The organism is Streptomyces sp. NPDC005202, assembly GCF_040608235.1.
GTDB lineage: Bacteria > Actinomycetota > Actinomycetes > Streptomycetales > Streptomycetaceae > Streptomyces.
This window is the reverse complement of the sequence record NZ_JBEXHW010000010.1, coordinates 30908-50885: the sequence shown is the minus strand read 5'-3', so window position 1 is coordinate 50885 and position 19978 is coordinate 30908. Positions and strand designations below refer to the sequence as shown.

The following is a 19978-nucleotide window of genomic DNA, read 5'->3' as shown; positions in this document are numbered from 1 at the left end:
TCCAGGCTGGGCTAGGTTGAGTGCTATGGCTTCAACGCACGGTGCCGAGGTGCTGGTCGCGTCCAATCGCGGCCCGGTTTCGTACGAGGTGCGCGAGGACGGCTCGCTCCACGCCAAACGTGGAGGCGGAGGGCTGGTGTCCGGGCTGTCGGCGATCGGGCCGGACGCGGGCGCGGTATGGGTGTGCGCCGCGCTGAGCGACGCCGACCGGGAGGCGGTGCGCCGCTTCGAGGGCGGACGGCGGCTGCCGTCCGACGCGACCGGCGGCCAGCAGGTGCGGATGCTCGACATCGACGCGGGCGTCTTCGCCGACGCGTACAACGGCATCGCCAACTCGGTGCTGTGGTTCGTCCACCACATGCTGTACCAGACGCCGCTGGAGCCGGTCTTCGACGCGGAGTTCCGGCGCCAGTGGGCCTCGTACGAGGCCTACAACCGCGCCTTCGCCGAAGCGCTGGCGGAGGAGGCGGCCGAGGGGGCGGCGGTCGTGGTGCAGGACTACCACCTCACGCTGGTCCCGGGGATGCTGCGCGACTTCCGGCCGGACGTACGGATCGGCCACTTCTCGCACACGCCGTGGGCGCCGGTCGACTACTTTCGGATACTGCCGGACGACGTCGCCGAGCAGGTGCTGCGCGGCATGCTGGGCGCCGACCGGCTGGGCTTCCTCACGCAGCGGTGGGCGGACGCGTTCACCGGGTGCTGCGAAGCGCTCGTCGGCGGGCTCGGGGGCACGCGGGTCGGGGTCCACGGGCTGGGCGCGGACGCCGAGTTCCTGCGGGAGCGCTCGCATCGGGCCGACGTCGCCGAGCGGATGGCGGCGCTGCGGGAGGAGATCGGCACGGCGCCCGACGGGGGCGCGCGCAGGACGATCGTGCGGGTGGACCGGACCGAGCTGTCGAAGAACATCGTGCGGGGTCTGCTGGCGTACCGGCAGCTGCTGGAGGACCACCCCGAGTGGCGGGAGCGGGTGGTGCACGTCGCGTTCGCGTACCCCTCGCGGCAGGATCTCGCCGTGTACCGGGAGTACACGGCCGAGGTGCAGCGGCTGGCGCAGGAGATCAACGGGCAGTACGGGACGCCGGGGTGGACGCCGGTGGTGCTGCACGTGAAGGACGACTTCGCGCGGTCGCTTGCGGCGTACCGGCTGGCCGATGTGGCGCTGGTCAACCCGATCCGGGACGGCATGAACCTGGTCGCCAAGGAGATGCCGCTCGTGTCGGACGTCGGCTGCGCGCTGGTGCTGTCCCGGGAGGCGGGGGCGTACCACGAGCTGGGCGAGGACGCGATCGTCGTCAACCCGTACGACGTGATCGGGACGGCCGCGGCCCTGCACGAGGCGCTGAGCATGCCGGTCCACGAGCGGGCGGAGCGCGCGAAGCGGCTGGCCGCGGCGGCTACCGCGCTGCCGCCGGCGCAGTGGTTCCTGGATCAGCTGGGTGAGCTGAACGCTGACTGAAGGCACCCCCAGCGCCCATCCGTGCCGCCCCCTGGGGTGCCCCCAGGCCATCAAGGCACTCGGGGCGGCACGACTGCCCGCGGCTACGCCAGCCGGGCCGCCAGGTCCCACAGCAGGCGTACGACCCCCTCCGGGCCCTCCACCACCAGGTCCGCCCTCTCCGACAGTTCCGTGACCTCCGTGCTGCCGCTGCACACCAGCAGGCCCGGTACGCCTTCGGAGCGGAGTTCGTCGACCGCGGCGAAGGCGGGGAGGTCGCCCAGATCGTCACCCGCGTACATGACCGCGGCGGCGCCGATCTCGCGGACGTAGTCCAGGAGAGCGACTCCCTTGTCCATGCCCGGGGGGCGGAGTTCGAGAACCATGCGGCCCGGTTCGACGATCAGGCCGTGCCGGGCGGCCAGGTCGGTGAGGGGCTTGCGGAGCACCTCGAACGCGGCCTGCGGGTCCTCCGCGCGACGGGTGTGGACGGCGACGGACCGGCCCTTCTCCTCGACCCAGGTCCCGCGCAAGGCACCGACCCGGTCGAGGAGCCCCGGCAGTTCGGCGCGGACGGCGGCGACGCCGGGGTGCGGGGGCGGGGCGCTGACGGTGCCGGTGGCGGCGTCCCAGCGCTCGGCACCGTAGTGGCCGAGGACGACGAGGTGCTCCAGGCCGGGTACGCCCGCGAAGCCGCCGTGCCGCACCGCGACGTCGGCCGGGCGGCCGGTGACCACGGCGACGGCGGCCACCTTCGGGGCGAGCGCGGTGAGTGCGGGCACCACGTCCGGATGGGCGCGGGCCTGGTCCGGGTCCGGCACGATCGGCGCGAGTGTCCCGTCGAAGTCGAGCGCGATCACCGCGTTCTCCGGCCGCGCGAGGATCGCGGCGAGCCCGTCCCGCCCGGCCTGTGTGACGGGCGTCGGCAGGGATTGCCTGGGGTTCGTCGAGTCCGTGTCATGGCTGTCATGGCTGCCCATACGGCGACCCTATCCAGGGAGGGCCGGGCGCACTCGTGGCCGACCCGGCGCGCCGCCCGGCACCGTCCGGACCTCAGTGCTCCGACCCCAGCGCTCCGACCTCCGCGCTCCGACCTCCGCGCTCCGACCTCCGCGCTCCGACCTCCGCGCTCCGACCTCCGCGCTCCGGCCCCAGCGCTCCGACCTCGGCACTCCGACCGCAATGCTCCGGCCTCAGCGCTCCGACCTCCGTGCCTCCCGCACCCGCCTCAGCCGGTTCACCGTCACCGGGTCGTGGGCCAGCGCACGCGCGTCGTCGAGGAGGGCGTTGAGGAGCTGGTAGTAGCGGACGGGCGACAGGCCGAGTTCCTCGCGTATCGCGCGTTCCTTCGCGCCGGGCCCGGGAAAGCCGCGGCGCTCCAGGGCGAGGATGTCCCGTTCCCTGCGGCCGAGCTGCTCCTGGTCGTCGTCCATACCCGGCACCGTAGCCCCCACCACCGACAGCGATGTACCGGCAGCGGCCCCCGTCGGCGGGCTACTCCGCGCTCTCCGCCGTCGACGCCGTCGCCTGCAACTGGCCGAGGACCGCGGACGGGCTGCCGTCCGGGGCGACCGCCTGGCCGATCCGCTTCTTGATGTCCGCGCTGACCTGGGCCCAGGACGTCTTGCCGACCGGGTAGAGCCGGGCGACCGGGAGCTCCTCCAGGAACGGCCGGAGCTTCTTGTCCTCCTCCGCCGCGGCCATCACGTCGGACGCGGAGCCGGTGACGGGCAGCAGGCCGTACTCGCGGGAGAAGTCGAGGACGTTCTTCTGGCTGTAGACGAAGTCGAGGAAGTCGTTGATCTGGTCGCGGTGACCGTTCTTCTTGAAGGCCATCATCCAGTCCGCGACGCCCATGGTCGCCTTGGCCGTGCCGTTCCTGCCCGGCATCGGCACCATGCCGAACTTCACACCCTTCTTCGCGGCCTGCTGCATCAGCGTGGGGTGGCCGTTGAGCATGCCGACCTCCCCGTCGGCGAAGGCGGCGAAGGCGTCCGCCCGGTTGAGCTTGCCGGGGGCGACGGGCCCGGTCAGGCCCTTGCCGACCAGCTCGTCCTTGAGCCAGGTGAAGGTCTCGACGTTCTGCGCGGAGTCGAGGGTGTAGGTGCCGATGTCGTCGGTGTAGCCGGCGCCGCCGCTGAGCAGCCACTGCATGGTCTCGGCCTGCGCCTCCTCCGGGCCGAGGGGCAGCGCGTAGGGGTACTTCACGCCCTCGGCCTTCAGCACCCTGGCGTCGGCCGCGAGCTGGTCCCAGGTCTTGGGCGGGGTGAGGCCGGCCCTGCCGAAGAGGGTCTTGTTGTAGAAGAGGACGCGTGTGGAGGCGGCGAACGGGATGCCGTACTGCACGTGCCGCACCTGCCCGGCCCGGGAGAGCTGGCCGAGGAAATCGGCCTGGACGGGTATGGAGAGCACGTCGTCGGCCTTGTACAGCAGGCCCTTGGCAGCGTAGTCGGCGTACGCGCCGATCTGCGCCATGTCGGGCGGGTCGCCCGCGTCGACCATCTCCTTGACCTTGCGGTCGACGTCGTTCCAGGAGTAGACGCTGACCTCGACCTTCACGCCCGGGTGCTGGGACTCGTAGTCCTTGACCAGCTTGTCCCAGTACTTCTGCGAGCTGTTGGCCGCGGAGTCGCCGTAGTCGGCGGCGACCAGCTTGAGAGTGACGTCGGAGGAGCCGGTGCTCCCGCAGCCGCCGAGGACCGCCGTCATGCCCAGTGCGGACACCACCGCGATCATTCCTGTCCTACGCCGCTGCACTGCTCTCCGCCCCAAACCACTGCCGACTCGCCGAACGGAAACGCACAGAACCGGAACCTGTGCCCCCCGCAAGGCGAAAACTTTCAAAACGTCAGCCATAAGGTCTACACCCCGTAAGTGGACTAGACCTCTTGCGGGTCCACGGGCCACACTGTCCCCCGTGAGACACGTCATCGCCCTCGATGTGGGCGGCACCGGCATGAAGGCCGCCCTGGTCGCGGCCGACGGCGAACTGCTGCACCAGGCGCGCCGGGCGACCGGCCGCGAGCGCGGGCCCGACGCCGTCGTCGAGGCCATCCTCGGCTTCGCCGCCGAGCTGCGCGCGTACGGCGCGGAGCGCTTCGGCGAGCCCGCGGCCGCCGCCGGCGTCGCCGTCCCCGGCATCGTCGACGAGGAGCGGGGCATCGCCGCCTACGCGGCCAACCTCGGCTGGCGCGACGTCCCCCTGCGCGCGCTGCTCGGCGAGCGGCTGGCCGGCGTCCCCGTGGCCCTCGGCCACGACGTGCGCACCGGCGGGCTCGCCGAGGGCCGGATCGGGGCGGGGCGGGGCGCCGACCGGTTCCTGTTCGTGCCGCTGGGCACCGGGATCGCGGGCGCCATCGGCATCGACGGCCGGGTGGAGGCGGGCGCGCACGGCTTCGCGGGCGAGATCGGCCACATCGTCGTACGGCCCGGGGGCATCCCCTGTCCCTGCGGGCAGCGCGGCTGTCTGGAGCGGTTCGCGTCCGCGGCGGCGGTCAGCCAGGCGTGGGCGGAGGCGTGCGGCGACCCGGGCGCGGACGCGGCGGACTGCGCACAGGCCGTGGAGTCCGGGGACCCGAGGGCACAAGCGGTCTGGCAGGAGGCCGTGGACGCGCTCGCCGACGGGCTGGTCACCGCGCTCACCCTGCTGGACCCGCGCACGCTGATCATCGGTGGCGGGCTCGCCGAGGCGGGGGAAACCTTGTTCACACCGCTGCGGGACGCCGTCCGGCGGCGCGTCACCTTCCAGAAGCTGCCGTCGATCGTCCCCGCGGCCCTCGGGGACACCGCCGGATGCCTGGGCGCGGGGCTCCTCGCCTGGGATCTGCTGAACACTCCTACTCCCCGGAGGTAACCACCTGATGGCCCCTAGCAAGGTTCTCGCCGGTGCCCGGGTGGTGCTGCCCACCGGAATCGTGGACGGCGGCCACGTGATCGTCGAGGGCACGCGGATCGCCGGCTGGGGTACCCCCGGGCCGGAGCCTGTCGTAGGCCTTGGGGAGGCCCGGGAGGACGCGGAGATCATCGACGTACGAGGCCACTGGGTGGTCCCCGGCTTCGTCGACATCCACAACCACGGCGGCGGTGGCGCCTCCTTCTCCGGCACGGCCGACGACGTCCTGACGGCCCTCCGCTTCCACCGGCTGCACGGCACCACGACGCTCGTCGCCTCGACCGTCACCGACGAGATGGACTTCCTGGTCCAGCAGGCCGGGCTGCTGTCCGAGCTGACCGAGCAGGGCGATCTCGCGGGCATCCACTTCGAGGGGCCGTTCATCTCGCCGTGCCGCAAGGGCGCGCACTCCGAGGGACTGCTGCGCGACCCGGACCCGGCCGAGGTGCGCAAGCTGATCGACGCCGCGCGCGGCAAGGCCAGGATGGTCACGCTCGCCACCGAACTGCCGGGCGGCATCGACTCCGTACGGCTCCTCACGGAGCACGGGGTGATCGCGGCGGTCGGGCACACGGACGCGACGTACGAGCAGACGGTGGAGGCCATCGACGCCGGCGCGACCGTGGCCACGCACCTGTTCAACGCGATGCCCGCCCTGGGGCACCGTGCCCCCGGCCCGATCGCGGCCCTCCTCGAGGACGAGCGGGTCACGGTCGAACTGATCAACGACGGCGTCCACCTGCACCCGGCGGCCCTCGAACTGGCGTTCCGTCACGCGGGTGCGCGCCGGGTGGCGTTCATCACCGACGCGATGGACGCGGCCGGATTCGGCGACGGCCGCTACATGCTCGGCCCGCTGGAGGTCGAGGTCGCCGACGGCGTGGCGCGCCTGGTGGAGGGCGGCTCGATCGCGGGCTCGACGCTCACCCTGGACCGGGCCTTCAAGCGGGCGGTGACGATCGACCGGCTGCCGGTCGAGGACGTGGTGGCAGCCCTGTCCGCCAACCCGGCCCGGCTGCTCGGAATGGACGACCGGGTGGGCTCGCTGGAGCCCGGCAAGGACGCCGACCTGGTGCTCCTGGACGAAAGCTTCGACCTCAAGGGCGTGATGCGCCAGGGCGAATGGGTGGTCGATCCCCAACTGGGCTGATCCGTCCGGCCGTACGGCCGCAGTGGCCGCCCCGAGGACTGGGCCCGCCGCCGTCTGTTTGGCATGATCAAGCCTCCGGAACGTTGCGACAAGCGCATTTACTCGGGGGAGGTCGGCCCACGTGATCCTCACGGTCACGCTGAACACCGCTCTCGACATCACCTATCGGGTGCCGTCCCTGCGGCCCCATGCCTCGCACCGGGTGTCGGAGGTGACCGAACGGCCCGGCGGCAAAGGGCTGAACGTGGCCCGGGTCCTCGCGGCCCTCGGCCACGAGGTGACGGTCACCGGATTCGCGGGCGGGGCCACCGGGCGCGTCGTGCGGGACCTGCTCGCGGACACGGCCGGCGTGGTGGACGCGCTCGTCCCGGTGGCGGGCGCGACCCGGCGCACGACAGCCGTCGTGGACGAGCGGACCGGCGACACCACCCAGCTCAACGAGCCCGGGCCGGCCATCGCCTCCGCCGAGTGGTCCGCCTTCCAGGACGTGTACGAGGAGCTGCTCGGCTCGGTGTCGGCGGTGGCGCTCTGCGGCAGCCTGCCGCCCGGGGTGCCGGTGGGGGCGTACGCCGGGCTGGTCCGCACCGCGCGCGCCGCGAACGTGCCGGTGCTGCTGGACACCAGCGGCGAGCCGCTGCGCCGGGCCGTCGCCGCCCGCCCCGACATCATCAAGCCGAACGCCGAGGAGCTGGCCGAACTCACCGGCTCCCACGAGCCGTTGCGCGCCACGCAGGACGCCCGCCGACGCGGAGCCCGGGCCGTCGTCGCCTCCCTGGGCGCCGAGGGCCTGCTCGCCCACACCCCCGAGGGCCACTGGCGCGCCACACCGCCGACCCGCGTCCAGGGCAACCCCACCGGCGCCGGCGACTCGGCGGTCGCGGGCCTGCTGTCCGGCCTCGTGGAGCACCTCCCCTGGCCGGACCGCCTGGCCCGCGCCACCGCCCTGTCCACGGCGACGGTCCTCGCCCCCGTGGCCGGCGAGTTCGACCACGCGGCCTACGAGGAGCTGCTGGGGCGGGTGGCGGTGACGGGGGAGGTCAGCGCGGCGTGAGGGTCAGCGCGTCCTGACCCAGCCCTTCACCAGCCAGAGCTGGTCCAGGTTGGCGTCGCACTGGTTGCCCTGTTCGCACGAGATCTTGATGGAGTTCGTGCCCTTGTTGAGCTGGATCCAGTTGAAGGTCTTCGTCCAGCCCTTCTCGTAGTCGCCCTCGGGGGCGTCCGCCCAGTTCTTCAGCTTGACGGGCGTGGTGGACGGCGTGCCGTTGACCGTGAGGGTCGCGGTGCCGTCCTTGCCGGGGACGCCGTAGCCGACGAACAGGGTGTACTTGCCGTCGGCGGGGATGCCGTTGACGTTCCAGGTGACCGAGGCGCCGACCTGGTTGAAGCCCGTGACGTAGACGCCGCCGTCGGCCTTGGCGCCCTTGACGTCCGACGCGGTGGTGGCGCCGCCGCCCAGCAGCAGGGCCTTGGCGTCGATAGTCGGCAGGTTGTCCGCGGACGCGGCGCTGTTGCTCGCCGACGGGCTCGGCGCGGTGCTCTGGGAGGTCGTCGGGGTGGAGCCGCCGGCGGTGTTGTCGCCCTTGTCGTCCGAGTTGTCGCCGATCATCGCCACCCCGATGCCGATCACCACCGCGGCGACCACCGCGATGGCACCGATCAGGAGGCCCTTGGTGTTGGGGCCGCGGCCCCGGCCGCCGTTGCCGGTCCGGGCCGGCTGCCGGGTCGTGGGGGCGCCGCCCGGGAGGGTCTCCGGGGCCGCGTAATGGGCGCTCGGCTGGCCGTACGCGCCCTGCTGCTGCGGGACCTGCCCGTACGGCGCCGTGGGCGCCTGCTGGCCGTACTGCCGCTGGCCGACCGCGCGGACCCGGCTGACCGAGTTCGGGTAGCCGTAGCCACCGGACGGCGGCTGGGCTCCGTTGGCCTGACCATCTGCGTACAGGTAGCCGAACGGGTCGTCGTCCTCGGGCGTGCTCGCGCCGTTGTTGCCGGGCGTCATCCCTAGGTACTCCTCAACAGGTGCGGGTCGGATGCAGTACGTGGTGAGAATGGCGAGCCTACCCGGTCCACGTGGCCCAAACGGGTGACTCAGCCCTCATCAGCCCACTGACCTGGGGATCATCCGGCGCGTCGGTGCTGTTTGGGACGAGATCGTTTCTCGACGTACATCCGTTCGTCAGCGGATTTCAACACTTCGTCCGCCGTCATGCCGCATTGTGCCCAGCCGATGCCGAAGCTCGCGCCGACCCGGACGGCGCGGCCCTCGGCACGGATGGGCTGGATGATCTCGTTGCGCAGCCGTACGGCGAGGTCCTGGGCGTCGGCCCGGCCGAGCCCATCGGCGAGGATCACGAACTCGTCGCCGCCGAGCCGGGCCACGGTGTCCCCGTCGCGCACACCGTTGCTGAGCCGCCGGGCCACCTCGATGAGCACCGCGTCGCCCGCGTTGTGCCCGAACCGGTCGTTGATCGACTTGAAGCCGTCGAGGTCGCAGAAGAGGACCGCGAGCCCCTTGGTGCCGTCGTCGTGGTCGCCCTCGGGGGCGACCGTGTGCACGTGGTGGTCGTAGGCGTCGTACGCCTCGGCCCCCGGCCGGAAGTCGAAGCCGTGGCCGCCGACGTCGAAGGCCGGATGCCCGTAGGCCGCGTCGAGCGACTCGAGGTCCCCGGCGTACGCCGACTGCGGGCGACGGCAGAGGCGGGCGGACAGGCGGGCGCGCAGCTCGGCGGAGTTCGGCAGGCCGGTGAGGGAGTCGTGGGAGGCGCGGTGGGCGAGCTGTAGTTCGCGGCGCTTGCGCTCCTCGATGTCCTCGACGTGGGTGAGCAGGAAGCGGGGGCCGTCGGCGGCGTCCGCGACGACGGAGTTGCGCAGGGAGACCCAGACGTAGGTGCCGTCGCGGCGGCCCAGGCGCAGCTCGGCGCGGCCGCCCTCGGCGGACGTTCTCAGCAGGGTGCCTATGTCCTCGGGGTGGACGAGGTCGGAGAAGGAGTAGCGGCGCATCGCGGAGGCGGGGCGGCCCAGGAGGCGGCACAGCGCGTCGTTGGTGCGCAGGATCCGGCCGTGCTGGTCGCCGCCCATCTCGGCGATGGCCATGCCGGAGGGGGCGTACTCGAAGGCCTGGCGGAAGCTCTCCTCGCTGGCGCGCAGGGCCTGCTGCTCACGCTCGAGGCGGACCAGGGCGCGCTGCATGTTGGCGCGCAGCCTGGCGTTGCTGATCGCGATGGCCGCCTGGAATGCGTACATCTGCAGGGCTTCGCGCCCCCATGCGCCGGGCCGCCGGCCGTTGCGCGGCCGGTCCACGGAGATCACGCCGAGCAGCTCGCCGCGCTGGCCGTCCGGCGCGCCCGGCGTGTACATGGGCGCGAAGAGCCGGTCGGCCGGGTGCCACTCGTCCTCGAAGCGGGGCGCGGGGCCGTCGGTGTACCACTGGGGGACGTCGTCGTCGTCGAGGACCCAGCCCTCGGTGTGCGGTATGAAGACCAGGTCGCCCCAGGCCTCGCCCATGCTCAGCCGGCGCTCCCAGGACTCGCGGGAACCGACGCGGCCGGTGATGAGCGCCTCGGCGGCGGAGTTCCCGGCGAAGGCGGCGACCACGAGATCGCCGTCGGGGCGTACGAGGTTCACGCACGCCAGTTCGTAGCCGAGGCCGCCCACCACGCCGTCGGCGACGGTCTGCAGTGTGTCCGCCAGGCTTCGTGCGGTATTCATGTCCGCCATGACCTGGTGCAGTTGTCGCAGGGTCGCAAGACGGACGTACGGCTCCGACTCGGTCTCCATGCTCGCCCTCCCCCCGAGACCACGCAGCGAATCAAGGGTTCTCTTCGGCGTATCGTCTGTGCAGCGTCCCCCGCCACTGAATCACAGCGCGGAGCCCACTCGGTACACAGGGTCAACAATTCATGCCCCTTGTGACTCAAGTCACAGCGGAACGTGAACAATTGAGTGGAGTTTCTGCTTATTTCCTGTGCGTTTACTGAACGCAAACTTTATGGCTGTGTGGACATGATGTACGAGAGGCCCTCCGGACGCGTGGAAAACGGTGGGTCTGCGGTCCGCCGCTGGTCCTAGGTCCGGCTTCGGGCGGAGGCCCGATGCGACGCGCGCGGGCCGCCGATTAGCGTTCTCAGCGTGCTGAACACTCCCTCTGCCTCGCTCTCCCCCGCTGCCACGTCCACCTCCGGGCATGCTGAGGGGGTGACCAACGACGAGTTCCGCGCCGCCATGTCCCGGCTGGCCTCCGGCGTGGTCCTGGTGACCGCGCAGGAGCCGCCGCTCGACCCGGACGACCCGCAGGCTCCGGTGGGCGAGGACGTGGGCATGACGGCAACGGCGTTCATGTCGGTGTCCCTGGACCCGCCGCTGGCCCTGGTCAGCCTGCGCGAGGGTTCCCGCATGGACGACCTGCTCGCCGAACAGCCCGTGTGGGCGGTCTCCGTCCTCACCGAGAGCCAGCGCCACATCGCCGGCCGCTTCGCGATGAAGGGCCGTATCAGCGACCGTCTCCTCTTCCAGGACATCCCCTACGTCCGTGGCGAGGTCTCGGGCGCCCCGATGGTGGGTGGCGCCCTGGCCACCCTGGAATGCCGCACCGAGCAGCGGGTGGCCGCGGGCGACCACACCCTGGTCATCGGCCGCGTCCTGACGGCGAAGGTCCCGAGCGCGGGCGGGGGACCGCTGCTGTATTTCCGGGGGCGCTACCGGCAACTGCGCTGACCCCCGGAATGGAGTTCACCGGCCCGCGGCGATCACGCCCGCCCAGGGTGCGCGCATGACCACGCCCCGTCCGGAAGAAATCACCCCACCCGCGGCCGGTGAGCAGGGCCGGGGACACGGCCGTTTCGCGGTCGCGTCCGTCGCCGCGGAGATCCGGCGCCGGGGCGGCACCCAGTTGTATGTCTCCTGGCACCCCGGCCCCGGCGGACCGGAGGGCTTCCACCTCGGACTGGGGTTCCGCCCGACCGGGGAGACCAGCGGAGACCAGACGGTGGGCGTACGGGAACTCTGCCGGCGCGGATGGACTGGGGCCGCTACGTCCAGTTGCGCCCGGACCGGCCCCGCTTCGTCTCCGAGCGCTGCTTCTTCTCCCGCAGCCGCCGCTCGTTGATCCCGCGCGGGATCCGGGTCGGCTTGCGCGGCCTGGGCGGGGGCGCGGTCGCCTCGGCCAGGAGCGCGGCGAGGCGTACGGCGGCGGCCTCGCGGTTGCGCCACTGGGACCGGTGCTCGGAGGCGCGGACGCTGATGACCCCGTCGACGAGCCGGCCGGCCAGGCGCTGCAGCGCCCGCTCCTTCCACACCTGCGGAAGCGCCTCGGTCTTCGCCAGGTCGAAGCGCAGCTCGACCTGGGAGTCACTGGTGTTGACGTGCTGTCCGCCGGGCCCCGACGACCGCGAGAAACGCCACACGAGCTCGGCCTCGGGAAGCGAGACGGAGCCGCGGACGACATAAGGACCGGACATGGGGTCCATGTTCCCGCTCCTGTCCGGACCACGTCACTCGGTTTTCCGCAGGGCGCGAAAGCAGGGCGGGTGCATGCAGGGCGGGTACATGCAGGGCGGGTACATGCAGGGCGGGTACATGCAGGGCGGGTAAAAACGGTAAAGAGACACGGAACCTTGGGGACCCCTCTCGGCGTTCTTGGATGTGACGGTAGCTTCGTCCGCACACGTAACGAGGGAAGGGACTCCCAACAATGGCTGTAAGCCTGTCCAAGGGCGGCAACGTCTCGCTCACCAAGGAAGCTCCGGGCCTGACCGCCGTCACCGTGGGCCTCGGCTGGGACGTCCGCACCACCACCGGCACGGACTTCGACCTGGACGCCTCCGCGATCGCGGTCAACACCCAGGGCAAGGTCTACTCGGACGCACACTTCGTCTTCTTCAACAACAAGCAGACCCCGGACAACTCCATCGTCCACACCGGCGACAACCGCACCGGCGAGGGCGCCGGCGACGACGAGGCGATCAACGTCAACCTCGCCGCGCTCCCGGCCGACATCGACAAGGTCGTCTTCCCGGTCTCCATCTACGACGCCGAGAACCGCGGCCAGAACTTCGGCCAGGTCCGCAACGCCTACATCCGCATCGTCAACCAGGCCGGCGGCGCCGAGATCGCCCGCTACGACCTGTCGGAGGACGCCGCCACCGAGACGGCCATGATCTTCGGTGAGCTGTACCGCAACGGCGCGGAGTGGAAGTTCCGTGCGGTCGGCCAGGGTTACGCCTCGGGCCTGGTCGGCATCGCCCAGGACTTCGGCGTCAACGTCTGACGGACGCCTTCGGGCTTTTCGCGCAGGGGGTGACCCCAGCGGGTTGCCACAGGCCCCTGGCTGCGGCGGTGCCGCGGCCGGGGGCCTCGGCACCGAACGGCCGGGCTTCCGCCGGGACCTCCGGCGGGGGCGGAGACGCCGGGGCCGGTGAATATGCCGAGCCACGGCTTCGCCCTCGCGATACGTTGCCCCGCATGTTCCTCGAGCCCCTCCCCCTCACCCCCGACCACGACATCCCCGCCCCGCTGCTCACCGAACTCACCGCGCTGTACGCCTCGAACCGCGACTTCCACACCCTCAGCGGCGACTTCCCCGACCCGGACGACATCCGCCCCGAGCAGGTGGCGACCGCGCTGGCCGACGAGGTGGCGAACCCGGACGTGGAGGTGCTGCTCGCCCGCAGCGGAGGCCGCCTGGCCGGCATCGCGATCACCCTCGCCCACCACCCCGATCCGGCCGACCCGGACCCGTGGATTGGCCTGCTGATGGTGGACGCGGACGTACAACGGCAGGGCCACGGGCGCCGGTTGGCATCCCTCGTCGAGGACCGCCTCCGCGCCGCGGGCCGCACCGCCGTACGTCTCGCCGTCCTCGACAACAACCCCAAGGGACTGGCCTTCTGGTCCGCCCTCGGCTACGAGGTCGTCGGCCACCGCCCGGACCGCCGGCTGGGCCGGCCGTGCGCCGTGCTGCGCAAGGCACTGCGGTAGCCCCGGTCGGCATGGCCGTGACCCGGCCAGGCACCATTCCCGCATGGACTGGATGACCTTGACCGGCACGGGGCTCGGCGCGCTCGTCGGGGTCGGCTCGACGCTGCTCGCGGACCGGGTGCGCCGGCGCCGCGACCTCGCCGAAAGGACCCGGCAGGAACGCAAGGAGATCTACGTGACCTGCCTGTCCAAGTACCGGCAGGCGTACGAGGCGATGCACACGGCCGCCGTCGCGCACCGCGAGCGGGAGCCGGCGGCCCTGGATGCGGCCGTGCGCGAGGCGTTCCGGGCGTCGGGCTGCGACGAGGTCCGCGAGTCGGCGCTGATCTGTGCGCCGGAGCGGATGGCGGACGTCGTCGAGGCCGTCTACACGACGCTGCGGGACCTGCTGGGGGTGTTCGCCTCCGGGAACCCGGCGCTGGATACCGCCGAGTTCCAGGAGTACCGCCTGAAGCACGCGCAGACGGTGTGGGCGGCGCGTGCGGCGATGCGGCGGGACCTCCAGCGGCGGGCGTGAGGCGCGAAACGGGCTCGGAGCAGGAGCGGCCCCCCCCCCCGTCAGGGGTGCGCCGGCTTTCCGTCGCCGTACAGCCAGTCCTTCCAGAAGCCGCTGAAGTCCTTGTCCGGCGCCTTCTTCTCCACGTAGGCCGTGAAGTCGGCGGTGTCCGCGTTGCCGTGGCGGTGGGTGGCGGCCCAGCCCTGGATGATCTCGTAGAAGGCGTCGTCGCCGACGGTCTGGCGGATCTTGTGCAGGACCATCGCGCCGCGTTGGTAGACGGGGCCGGCGGAGATGTGCGCGGCGTCGCTCGGCTTCGCGGGCGGGAACGCCCAGATCGCCTCGCTGTCCCCCGAGTCGTCTTCGTAGTCGCCGCGGTAGAGCGCGTCGAACGTCTCCTGCGCGCTGTCGCCGCCGTGGTCCTCCTCCCACAGCCACTCCGCGTACGTCGCGAAGCCCTCGTTGAGCCACATGTCCCGCCAGGTCTTCGGGGTGACGGAGTCGCCGTACCACTGGTGGGCGAGTTCGTGGACGAGGACGCCGAGGCCGGGGGCGCCGTGGAAGACGGGGCGGTTCTGGGTCTCCAGTTCGTACCCGGCGTCGTGCGGGCGGTCGACGATCGCGCCGGTGGAGGAGAAGGGGTAGGGGCCGAAGTTGTACTCCGCCCACTCCATGATCTCCGGGATCCTCGCGAGCACCGCCCGGCTCGCCTTCGCCTGGGTGGGGTCGACGGCGACGTACTCCGGCAGGCCGTTCTTCGTGGTGGAGGGGGTGATGTCGTAGTGGCCGATCGCGACGGTGGCGACGTAGCTCGCCATCGGTTCGGCGGCGTGCCAGCGGAACGTCGTACGGCCCCCGGTGGTGGTCTCGCTCTTCAACTCCCCGTTGGAGACGGCCTGCAGGCCCTCGGGCACGGTGACGGAGATGTCGTACGCCGCCTTGTCGGACGGGTGGTCGTTGCCGGGGAACCACGCCATCGACCCCACCGGTTCGCCCAGTGCCAGCGCGCCGTCGGCGGTGCGCAGCCAGCCCTCCTCGGAGCCGTCGGCATCCGTGATGGTCAGCGGGGTACCGGAGTAGCGGACCGTCGCGCTGAACGTCTCGCACTTGTCGAGTTCGTCGTGCGGGCGGACGGTCAGTTCCTGGCCTGCGCGGGTGAAGCGGGCGGCCCTGTCCTCGACGGTGACGCTGCTGACGTCGAGGCCCTTCAGGTCGAGGTCGAAGGCGGACAGATCCTTGGTGGCGCGGGCGGTGATCTTCGCCGTGCCGGTGAGGTGGTGGTGGTCCGGGTCGTAGGCGAGGGTCAGGCCGTAGTGGGTGACGTCGTACCCGCCGTTGCCCGCCTTGGGGAAGTACGGGTCGCGCACGCCGGAGCCGCCCGGGGTGCCGTGCACACCGCCGCCGCAGGCGGTCAGGGTGAGGGCGAGCAGGGCGGAGGCGAAGCCGGCAGTCCGGACGACGGGTGCGGATCGGGACACGTGCGCGATCCTATGCGGGGGCCATGACACCATCGCGTACGTGCTCGACATCGGCTACTCCCTCTCCCCCCGCTTCCCCGACCCGCCGCAGACGGACTACCGGCGCGCGGACGTCCACGCGCTGCGGCACGACCTGTTCTGCGGTGACGTCTACCTCGCCGACACCAAGGCGGACCGGGAGCTGGCCACGGCCTGGGGGTGGGTGCCGGTGCTCGACTTCGCGTGGGCGCTGTGCGACATCGTGGAGCGGCTGGACCAGGACCCGGCCGGGTCGCGGGCCGCGCGGCCCCAGCGGGCGGAACTGGACTTCACCGAGTCGACCGACCGCATGCTCTTCGAGCGCCGCTTCGGCTGGGTCGACATCGAGTCCGACTGGATGCCGGCCGAGGAGCCCCCGTTGACCTTCTCCCACGCCGAACTGCGCCGGGAGGCACGGGACTTCCTGCACGACCTGATCGCCGACCTGTGCGACCTGCACGAGGACCTTGCGGAAAACCCGGCGATCTGGACACTGCAGGCCCGGTTTCCGAGGGTGCCGTGAGCTGCGGTGACCCCTCGTTCCCGGGCACCCTCACCCCTGCACGATCACCCCTCATGCCCGAGACCCTGTCCCGCCACCAGCGTTCCGCTCTCGGCCACTTGGCCCCCGGCGAGCAGCTCCAGACGTACGGCACGGTCGTCCCCGTCAAGAGCGCCAAGGGCGTCAAGGTCGGCTTTCACGGGCGCGGACGGATCGGTGGGGAGCTCGGGGACTACCTGATGCAGAACATCGGTGCCGCGTCGGGCGGAGCCGGGAGCATCGCGGCCGGCCTGCCGCCGACCTCCGGCGCGCTGCTGCTGCGCGTCACCGACCAGCGCGTCGGCCTGGTGCACCCCTTGGACGGCACCCCGGTGTGGGAGGTGCCGCGGACCTGGGTGGTCCCCGTCGAACGCCGTCCCCGCCTCCAACTGATGGCCCGCTTCCGCCTGCACTACACCGACGGCTCCTGGCTCGCCTTCCTCACCGCACGCCGCAGCACGATCGAGCACCTGCGAACCCACGTCGGCGGCTAGGGCCGTTCGTCGAAGGCCCCACACACACAACCCGCCCCAGCGATCACCCCTCCACCCGGATCCCCAGCTCCGCCGCCAGCAGCGGCGCCAGATCCACCAGTTGGCCCGCGCTGATCACCACACCGGCCAGCCGGTCCAGCCCACGCGCGATGTCCAGCGAAGCGGCGCCGCGCAGGTCCACGTCGGTGAGTGTGGCCGCGCTGAAGTCCGCGCCCTTCAGGGCGCAGTCGACGAACTCGACCCGCTCCAGACGGGCGCCGCCGAAGTCCGGCTCGACGAGGACGCAGCCCTCGAAGACGACGTCCTTGAGCTTCGCCTTGCGCAGGTTCAGGTAGTCGATCTTGCCGCCCCGGATCGACACCCGCTCCAGTACCGCGCCGTGCAACTGCACCCCGCCCAGGCGGGCGTCGACGAGCTCCACGTCGCGCAGGGTCGACTCCGCGAGGTCGGTGCCGACGCCCCGTATGCCGGTGAGGACCGAGTCGAGGAGGCGGGCATGGTGCAGCGACGTCTCGTCCAGTGCGCAGCCCGTCAGCGCGCAGTCCATGAACCGGGCGCCCGCGCCGTCCTGCCCGGCGAAGTCCGCCTCCCGGAACTCCAGCCCGTCGTAGTCCCCGTCCGGCGTCAACTCCCCGCCGCCGTACGCCTCCAGCGGTGGCAGCCGCACCTCCGGTCGCCGCGCCGCCTTCACACCGGCCCCGCCCCTGGTTCCAGCCCCGGCCGCACCGGTCCTGCCGGTCGCTCTCCTCGCCATGGCCCCATCCTGCACCCCGCCACTGACAATGCCCCTGGCCTGCGCGAACACCGGCGATGTCACATTCCGGGGCCCCGCACCGGTCGTACCCGCCGAAAGGCGAACCCGACCAGAGGGAGACCCCTATGTACCGCATCACCGTCATCGGCGGCGGCTTCGCCGGACTGACCGCGGCCATCACCGCAGCCGTGGCGGGCGCCAAGGTCACCGTGCACGAAGCCCACCACACACTCGGCGCGCGGGCGCGAACCGCCGAGGGCCCGTACCGGACGAACGAAGGACCGCACGCCCTCTACAACGGCGGCCCGCACTGGGCCTGGCTCAAGCAGCGCGACCTCATCGGGCCGCTCGCCCCGATCCCGCCCCTGGAGGCCGCCCGGCTCAGGCTGCGGCACAGGGGCGCGCTGCGCCGCACCCCGCCCTTCGCGATGCTCAAGCTGCTGCGCCGTGGCCTTCCACAGGCCCCCGTCGACGTCGACTTCATGACCTGGGCGACCGGCATCGCGGGAGGGGAAGGCGCCCGCGCCGCCGCGCACTACTCCGCGGTCGCCCTGTTCCACCACGACCCCGGCGCCCTGTCCGCCGCCTTCGTGCAGGAACGGCTGCGCCGGGCCACCAAGCTCCCGCCCGAGGCGCACTACCCGCGCGGCGGCTGGGCGAGCGTCGTCGACCGGATGGCCGCCCGCGCCTGGAACCTGGGCGTCCGCATGGAAACCCTGTCCCGGGTCGACACGCTCCCGACGGACACCCCCGCCGTCGTCGCAGGTCCTCGGCCCCGTGATGCTCCGGAGCGTGGGTGGCCCCCACCCGGTCCGCACCCTGGAGCTGCGCGCCCTCGCCGAGGCCGCCGAGGGGCGGCTCACCCCGGCCGTCACGCGCTTCCCGCTCGCCGAGGCGGCCGCCGCGCACCGGGCACTTGAGACCCGGCGGACGCTCGGGAAAGTGGTGCTGGAGCCATGACCAGGAACAAGGCGCGCGAGGATGCAATACGTCCCGATTCATGGTCTTCTAACCAGGTGAGAGTCACCCGAACAGGTGAATCCCGCTCTGCGGAAGCCGATCCCCGTCGCTGGTGGGGCCTGGTGGTGATCGCGCTCGCGCAGCTGATGGTCGTCCTGGACGCGACCATCGTGAACATCGCGCTTCCCTCCGCCCAGCGCGCCCTGCACGTGTCCGACGGCAACCGCCAGTGGGTCATCACCGCCTACAGCCTCGCCTTCGGCGGCCTGCTCCTGCTCGGCGGGCGGATCGCCGACCTGGTGGGCCGCAAGCGCACGTTCGTCATCGGGCTCATCGGCTTCGCGGGCGCCTCCGCGCTCGGCGGCGCGGCCACCAACTCCGGCATGCTCTTCGGCGCCCGCGCCCTCCAGGGCGCCTTCGCCGCCCTCCTCGCCCCGTCGGCGCTCAGCCTGCTGACCACGACCTTCACCGACCCGAAGGAACGCGGGAAGGCCTTCGGCGTCTACGGCGCCCTCGCGGGCAGCGGATCGGCGATCGGCTTCATCGTCGGCGGAGTGCTCACCGAGTACCTGAACTGGCGCTGGTGCCTGTACGTCAACGTGCCCATCGCCGCCGTCACGGTCCTCGGCGCCTTCGCGCTGCTGCGCGACTACCCCGGCCACGCGGGCGCCCACCTGGACGTACCGGGTGTGCTGCTCGGCTGCGGAGGGCTGGTGGCGGTCGTCTACGGGTTCAGCGAGGCGGAGCCGCGCGGCTGGACGGATCCGCTGGTACTGAGCCTGTTCGCGGTGGGCGTCGTGCTGCTCGCGGTGTTCGTGTGGTGGCAGACCCGGGCGCCGATGCCGCTGCTGCCGCTGCACATCATCAGGGACCGCAACCGCGCCGGCTGCCTCCTGACCATGATGCTCGCCGTGATCGGCCTCTTCGGGCTGTTCCTGTTCATGACCTACTACCTGCAGGGCATCCTCGGCTACTCGCCGCTGAAGACCGGCCTGGGCTTCCTGCCGCTGACCGCCGCGATCATCGTGGGCTCCACGCAGATCTCGGCCCGGCTGCTGCAGCACGTGGCGCCGCGGATGCTCATGGTCCCCGGCATGATCCTTTCGGCCAGCGGCCTGATGATCCTCACCCGCATGACGGTCGACTCGCGGTACGCGACCGAGCTCCTGCCCGCGCTGCTGCTGATGGGCCTCGGCATGGGCCTGACGTTCATGCCGGTGTTCGCCACCGCGACCGCGGGCGTCGCCCCGCAGGACTCGGGGGTGACCTCCGCGACGGTCAACACCTCGCAGCAGGTGGGCGGTTCCATCGGCACGGCCCTGCTCAACACGATCGCCACGACCAGCGGCACCGCCTACATCACCGCGCATCTGCACAACCCGGCGGACAGGGCGCGGGTCGTCCCCGAGGGTGTGGTCCACGGCTACACGGTCGCCATCTGGTGGGCCGCCGGCGTGATGCTGCTGGCCGGCCTGGTCGCGGGCCTGATGGTGACGGCGAAGGCCCCGAAGCACGGGGCGCCGGCGGAGACGGCCGTGCCGGAGTCAGTGGCCTGAGGAGGGCGACCGTACCGAACAGGTGGCCGACACCCTCGCCGGCGCCCTCCGTCCATGGCGAGAGGTACCGGAGACGGCAATCGGACCGGACCGTAAAGCTTCGTCAGTGACGGCCCGCCACCCGGTCGGCGATCTTCGTCAGTGACGGCCCGCCACCCGGTCGGCGATCTTCGTCAGTGACGGCCCGCCACCCGGTCGGCGATCTTCGTCAGTGACGGCCCGCCACCCG

19 protein-coding genes and 3 pseudogenes are annotated in these 19978 nt (G+C 72.0%); 14 read left to right on the top strand and 8 right to left on the bottom strand.

Going from position 1 to position 19978, the window contains the following annotated elements:
• Positions 1 to 25 precede the first annotated feature (25 nt).
• The gene (locus ABZV31_RS17425; RefSeq protein WP_355894253.1) at positions 26 to 1459 is read left to right on the top strand and encodes a trehalose-6-phosphate synthase; all 1434 of its coding nucleotides are present in this window, start codon (positions 26 to 28) and stop codon (positions 1457 to 1459) included.
• A gap of 83 nt (positions 1460 to 1542) precedes the next feature.
• Here the strand turns inward: ABZV31_RS17425 and otsB are convergent, their stop codons facing one another.
• The 3 genes from otsB to ABZV31_RS17410 all read right to left on the bottom strand — a co-directional run bounded on the left by otsB (position 1543) and on the right by ABZV31_RS17410 (position 4174).
• A complete protein-coding gene (gene otsB, locus ABZV31_RS17420; RefSeq protein ID WP_355894250.1) occupies positions 1543 to 2418 on the bottom strand; it encodes a trehalose-phosphatase in 876 nt (291 codons plus the stop codon).
• A gap of 213 nt (positions 2419 to 2631) precedes the next feature.
• Positions 2632 to 2871, bottom strand: a complete 240-nt coding sequence (locus ABZV31_RS17415; protein ID WP_355894247.1) for a DUF3263 domain-containing protein — start codon at positions 2869 to 2871, stop codon at positions 2632 to 2634.
• Between the two features lie 61 nt (positions 2872 to 2932).
• Positions 2933 to 4174, bottom strand: a complete 1242-nt coding sequence (locus tag ABZV31_RS17410) for an extracellular solute-binding protein (protein WP_355894244.1) — start codon at positions 4172 to 4174, stop codon at positions 2933 to 2935.
• Positions 4175 to 4355: 181 nt separating this feature from the next.
• Here ABZV31_RS17410 and ABZV31_RS17405 point away from each other — a divergent pair, with 181 nt between their 5' ends.
• From ABZV31_RS17405 to ABZV31_RS17395, 3 genes are all read left to right on the top strand, one after another.
• The gene (locus tag ABZV31_RS17405) at positions 4356 to 5291 is read left to right on the top strand and encodes an ROK family protein (protein WP_355894241.1); all 936 of its coding nucleotides are present in this window, start codon (positions 4356 to 4358) and stop codon (positions 5289 to 5291) included.
• Between the two features lie 7 nt (positions 5292 to 5298).
• The gene (gene nagA / locus ABZV31_RS17400; RefSeq protein ID WP_355894238.1) at positions 5299 to 6480 is read left to right on the top strand and encodes an N-acetylglucosamine-6-phosphate deacetylase; all 1182 of its coding nucleotides are present in this window, start codon (positions 5299 to 5301) and stop codon (positions 6478 to 6480) included.
• Between the two features lie 121 nt (positions 6481 to 6601).
• Positions 6602 to 7531 (top strand): 1-phosphofructokinase family hexose kinase, encoded by a 930-nt coding sequence (locus tag ABZV31_RS17395; protein WP_355894235.1) that lies wholly within the window; start codon positions 6602 to 6604, stop codon positions 7529 to 7531.
• 3 nt (positions 7532 to 7534) lie between these two features.
• Here the strand turns inward: ABZV31_RS17395 and ABZV31_RS17390 are convergent, their stop codons facing one another.
• Both ABZV31_RS17390 and cdgB read right to left on the bottom strand, forming a co-directional pair.
• Positions 7535 to 8476, bottom strand: a complete 942-nt coding sequence (locus tag ABZV31_RS17390; protein WP_355894232.1) for a carbohydrate-binding protein — start codon at positions 8474 to 8476, stop codon at positions 7535 to 7537.
• A gap of 119 nt (positions 8477 to 8595) precedes the next feature.
• Entirely contained in the window at positions 8596 to 10254 is a 1659-nt protein-coding gene (cdgB, locus tag ABZV31_RS17385) for a diguanylate cyclase CdgB (protein ID WP_355894229.1), read from the bottom strand.
• A gap of 417 nt (positions 10255 to 10671) precedes the next feature.
• On the opposite strand from cdgB, the gene ABZV31_RS17380 reads away from it, so the two are divergent.
• Both ABZV31_RS17380 and ABZV31_RS17375 read left to right on the top strand, forming a co-directional pair.
• The gene (locus ABZV31_RS17380; protein WP_355894226.1) at positions 10672 to 11190 is read left to right on the top strand and encodes a flavin reductase family protein; all 519 of its coding nucleotides are present in this window, start codon (positions 10672 to 10674) and stop codon (positions 11188 to 11190) included.
• Between the two features lie 91 nt (positions 11191 to 11281).
• Positions 11282 to 11581: pseudogene (locus ABZV31_RS17375) on the top strand (hypothetical protein); the annotation flags it as partial.
• Here ABZV31_RS17375 and arfB read toward each other — a convergent pair.
• Entirely contained in the window at positions 11505 to 11942 is a 438-nt protein-coding gene (gene arfB, locus ABZV31_RS17370; protein WP_355894223.1) for an alternative ribosome rescue aminoacyl-tRNA hydrolase ArfB, read from the bottom strand. The pseudogene ABZV31_RS17375 and the gene arfB sit on opposite strands and share 77 nt — an antisense overlap.
• A 224-nt stretch (positions 11943 to 12166) precedes the next feature.
• Here arfB and ABZV31_RS17365 point away from each other — a divergent pair, with 224 nt between their 5' ends.
• The 3 genes from ABZV31_RS17365 (at position 12167) to ABZV31_RS17355 (ending at position 13969) form a co-directional block, all read left to right on the top strand.
• The gene (locus tag ABZV31_RS17365) at positions 12167 to 12742 is read left to right on the top strand and encodes a TerD family protein (RefSeq protein WP_355894220.1); all 576 of its coding nucleotides are present in this window, start codon (positions 12167 to 12169) and stop codon (positions 12740 to 12742) included.
• 194 nt (positions 12743 to 12936) lie between these two features.
• The gene (locus ABZV31_RS17360; protein ID WP_355894217.1) at positions 12937 to 13452 is read left to right on the top strand and encodes a GNAT family N-acetyltransferase; all 516 of its coding nucleotides are present in this window, start codon (positions 12937 to 12939) and stop codon (positions 13450 to 13452) included.
• 43 nt (positions 13453 to 13495) lie between these two features.
• The gene (locus tag ABZV31_RS17355) at positions 13496 to 13969 is read left to right on the top strand and encodes a hypothetical protein (RefSeq protein WP_355894214.1); all 474 of its coding nucleotides are present in this window, start codon (positions 13496 to 13498) and stop codon (positions 13967 to 13969) included.
• Positions 13970 to 14010: 41 nt separating this feature from the next.
• On the opposite strand, the gene ABZV31_RS17350 is transcribed toward ABZV31_RS17355, so the two are convergent.
• Positions 14011 to 15459, bottom strand: coding sequence for a M1 family metallopeptidase (locus ABZV31_RS17350; RefSeq protein WP_355894593.1), 1449 nt, complete (start codon positions 15457 to 15459; stop codon positions 14011 to 14013).
• 7 nt (positions 15460 to 15466) lie between these two features.
• Between ABZV31_RS17350 and ABZV31_RS17345 the strand changes: the two genes are divergently transcribed.
• Complete coding sequence (locus ABZV31_RS17345) at positions 15467 to 15967, top strand: hypothetical protein (protein ID WP_355894211.1); 501 nt, start codon at positions 15467 to 15469, stop codon at positions 15965 to 15967.
• Positions 15968 to 16020: 53 nt separating this feature from the next.
• Positions 16021 to 16479 (top strand): hypothetical protein, encoded by a 459-nt coding sequence (locus ABZV31_RS17340; RefSeq protein WP_355894208.1) that lies wholly within the window; start codon positions 16021 to 16023, stop codon positions 16477 to 16479.
• A gap of 43 nt (positions 16480 to 16522) precedes the next feature.
• On the opposite strand, the gene ABZV31_RS17335 is transcribed toward ABZV31_RS17340, so the two are convergent.
• Complete coding sequence (locus ABZV31_RS17335) at positions 16523 to 17233, bottom strand: pentapeptide repeat-containing protein (protein ID WP_355894205.1); 711 nt, start codon at positions 17231 to 17233, stop codon at positions 16523 to 16525.
• Between the two features lie 125 nt (positions 17234 to 17358).
• Between ABZV31_RS17335 and ABZV31_RS17330 the strand changes: the two are divergent.
• From ABZV31_RS17330 to ABZV31_RS17320, 3 genes and pseudogenes are all read left to right on the top strand, one after another.
• Positions 17359 to 17997 (top strand): annotated as a pseudogene (locus ABZV31_RS17330) (NAD(P)-binding protein); the annotation flags it as partial.
• Positions 17990 to 18193 (top strand): annotated as a pseudogene (locus ABZV31_RS17325) (zinc-binding dehydrogenase); the annotation flags it as partial. The pseudogenes ABZV31_RS17330 and ABZV31_RS17325, both read left to right, overlap by 8 nt.
• A complete protein-coding gene (locus tag ABZV31_RS17320) occupies positions 18190 to 19749 on the top strand; it encodes an MFS transporter (protein ID WP_355894202.1) in 1560 nt (519 codons plus the stop codon). The pseudogene ABZV31_RS17325 and the gene ABZV31_RS17320, both read left to right, overlap by 4 nt.
• Positions 19750 to 19978: the final 229 nt, after the last annotated feature.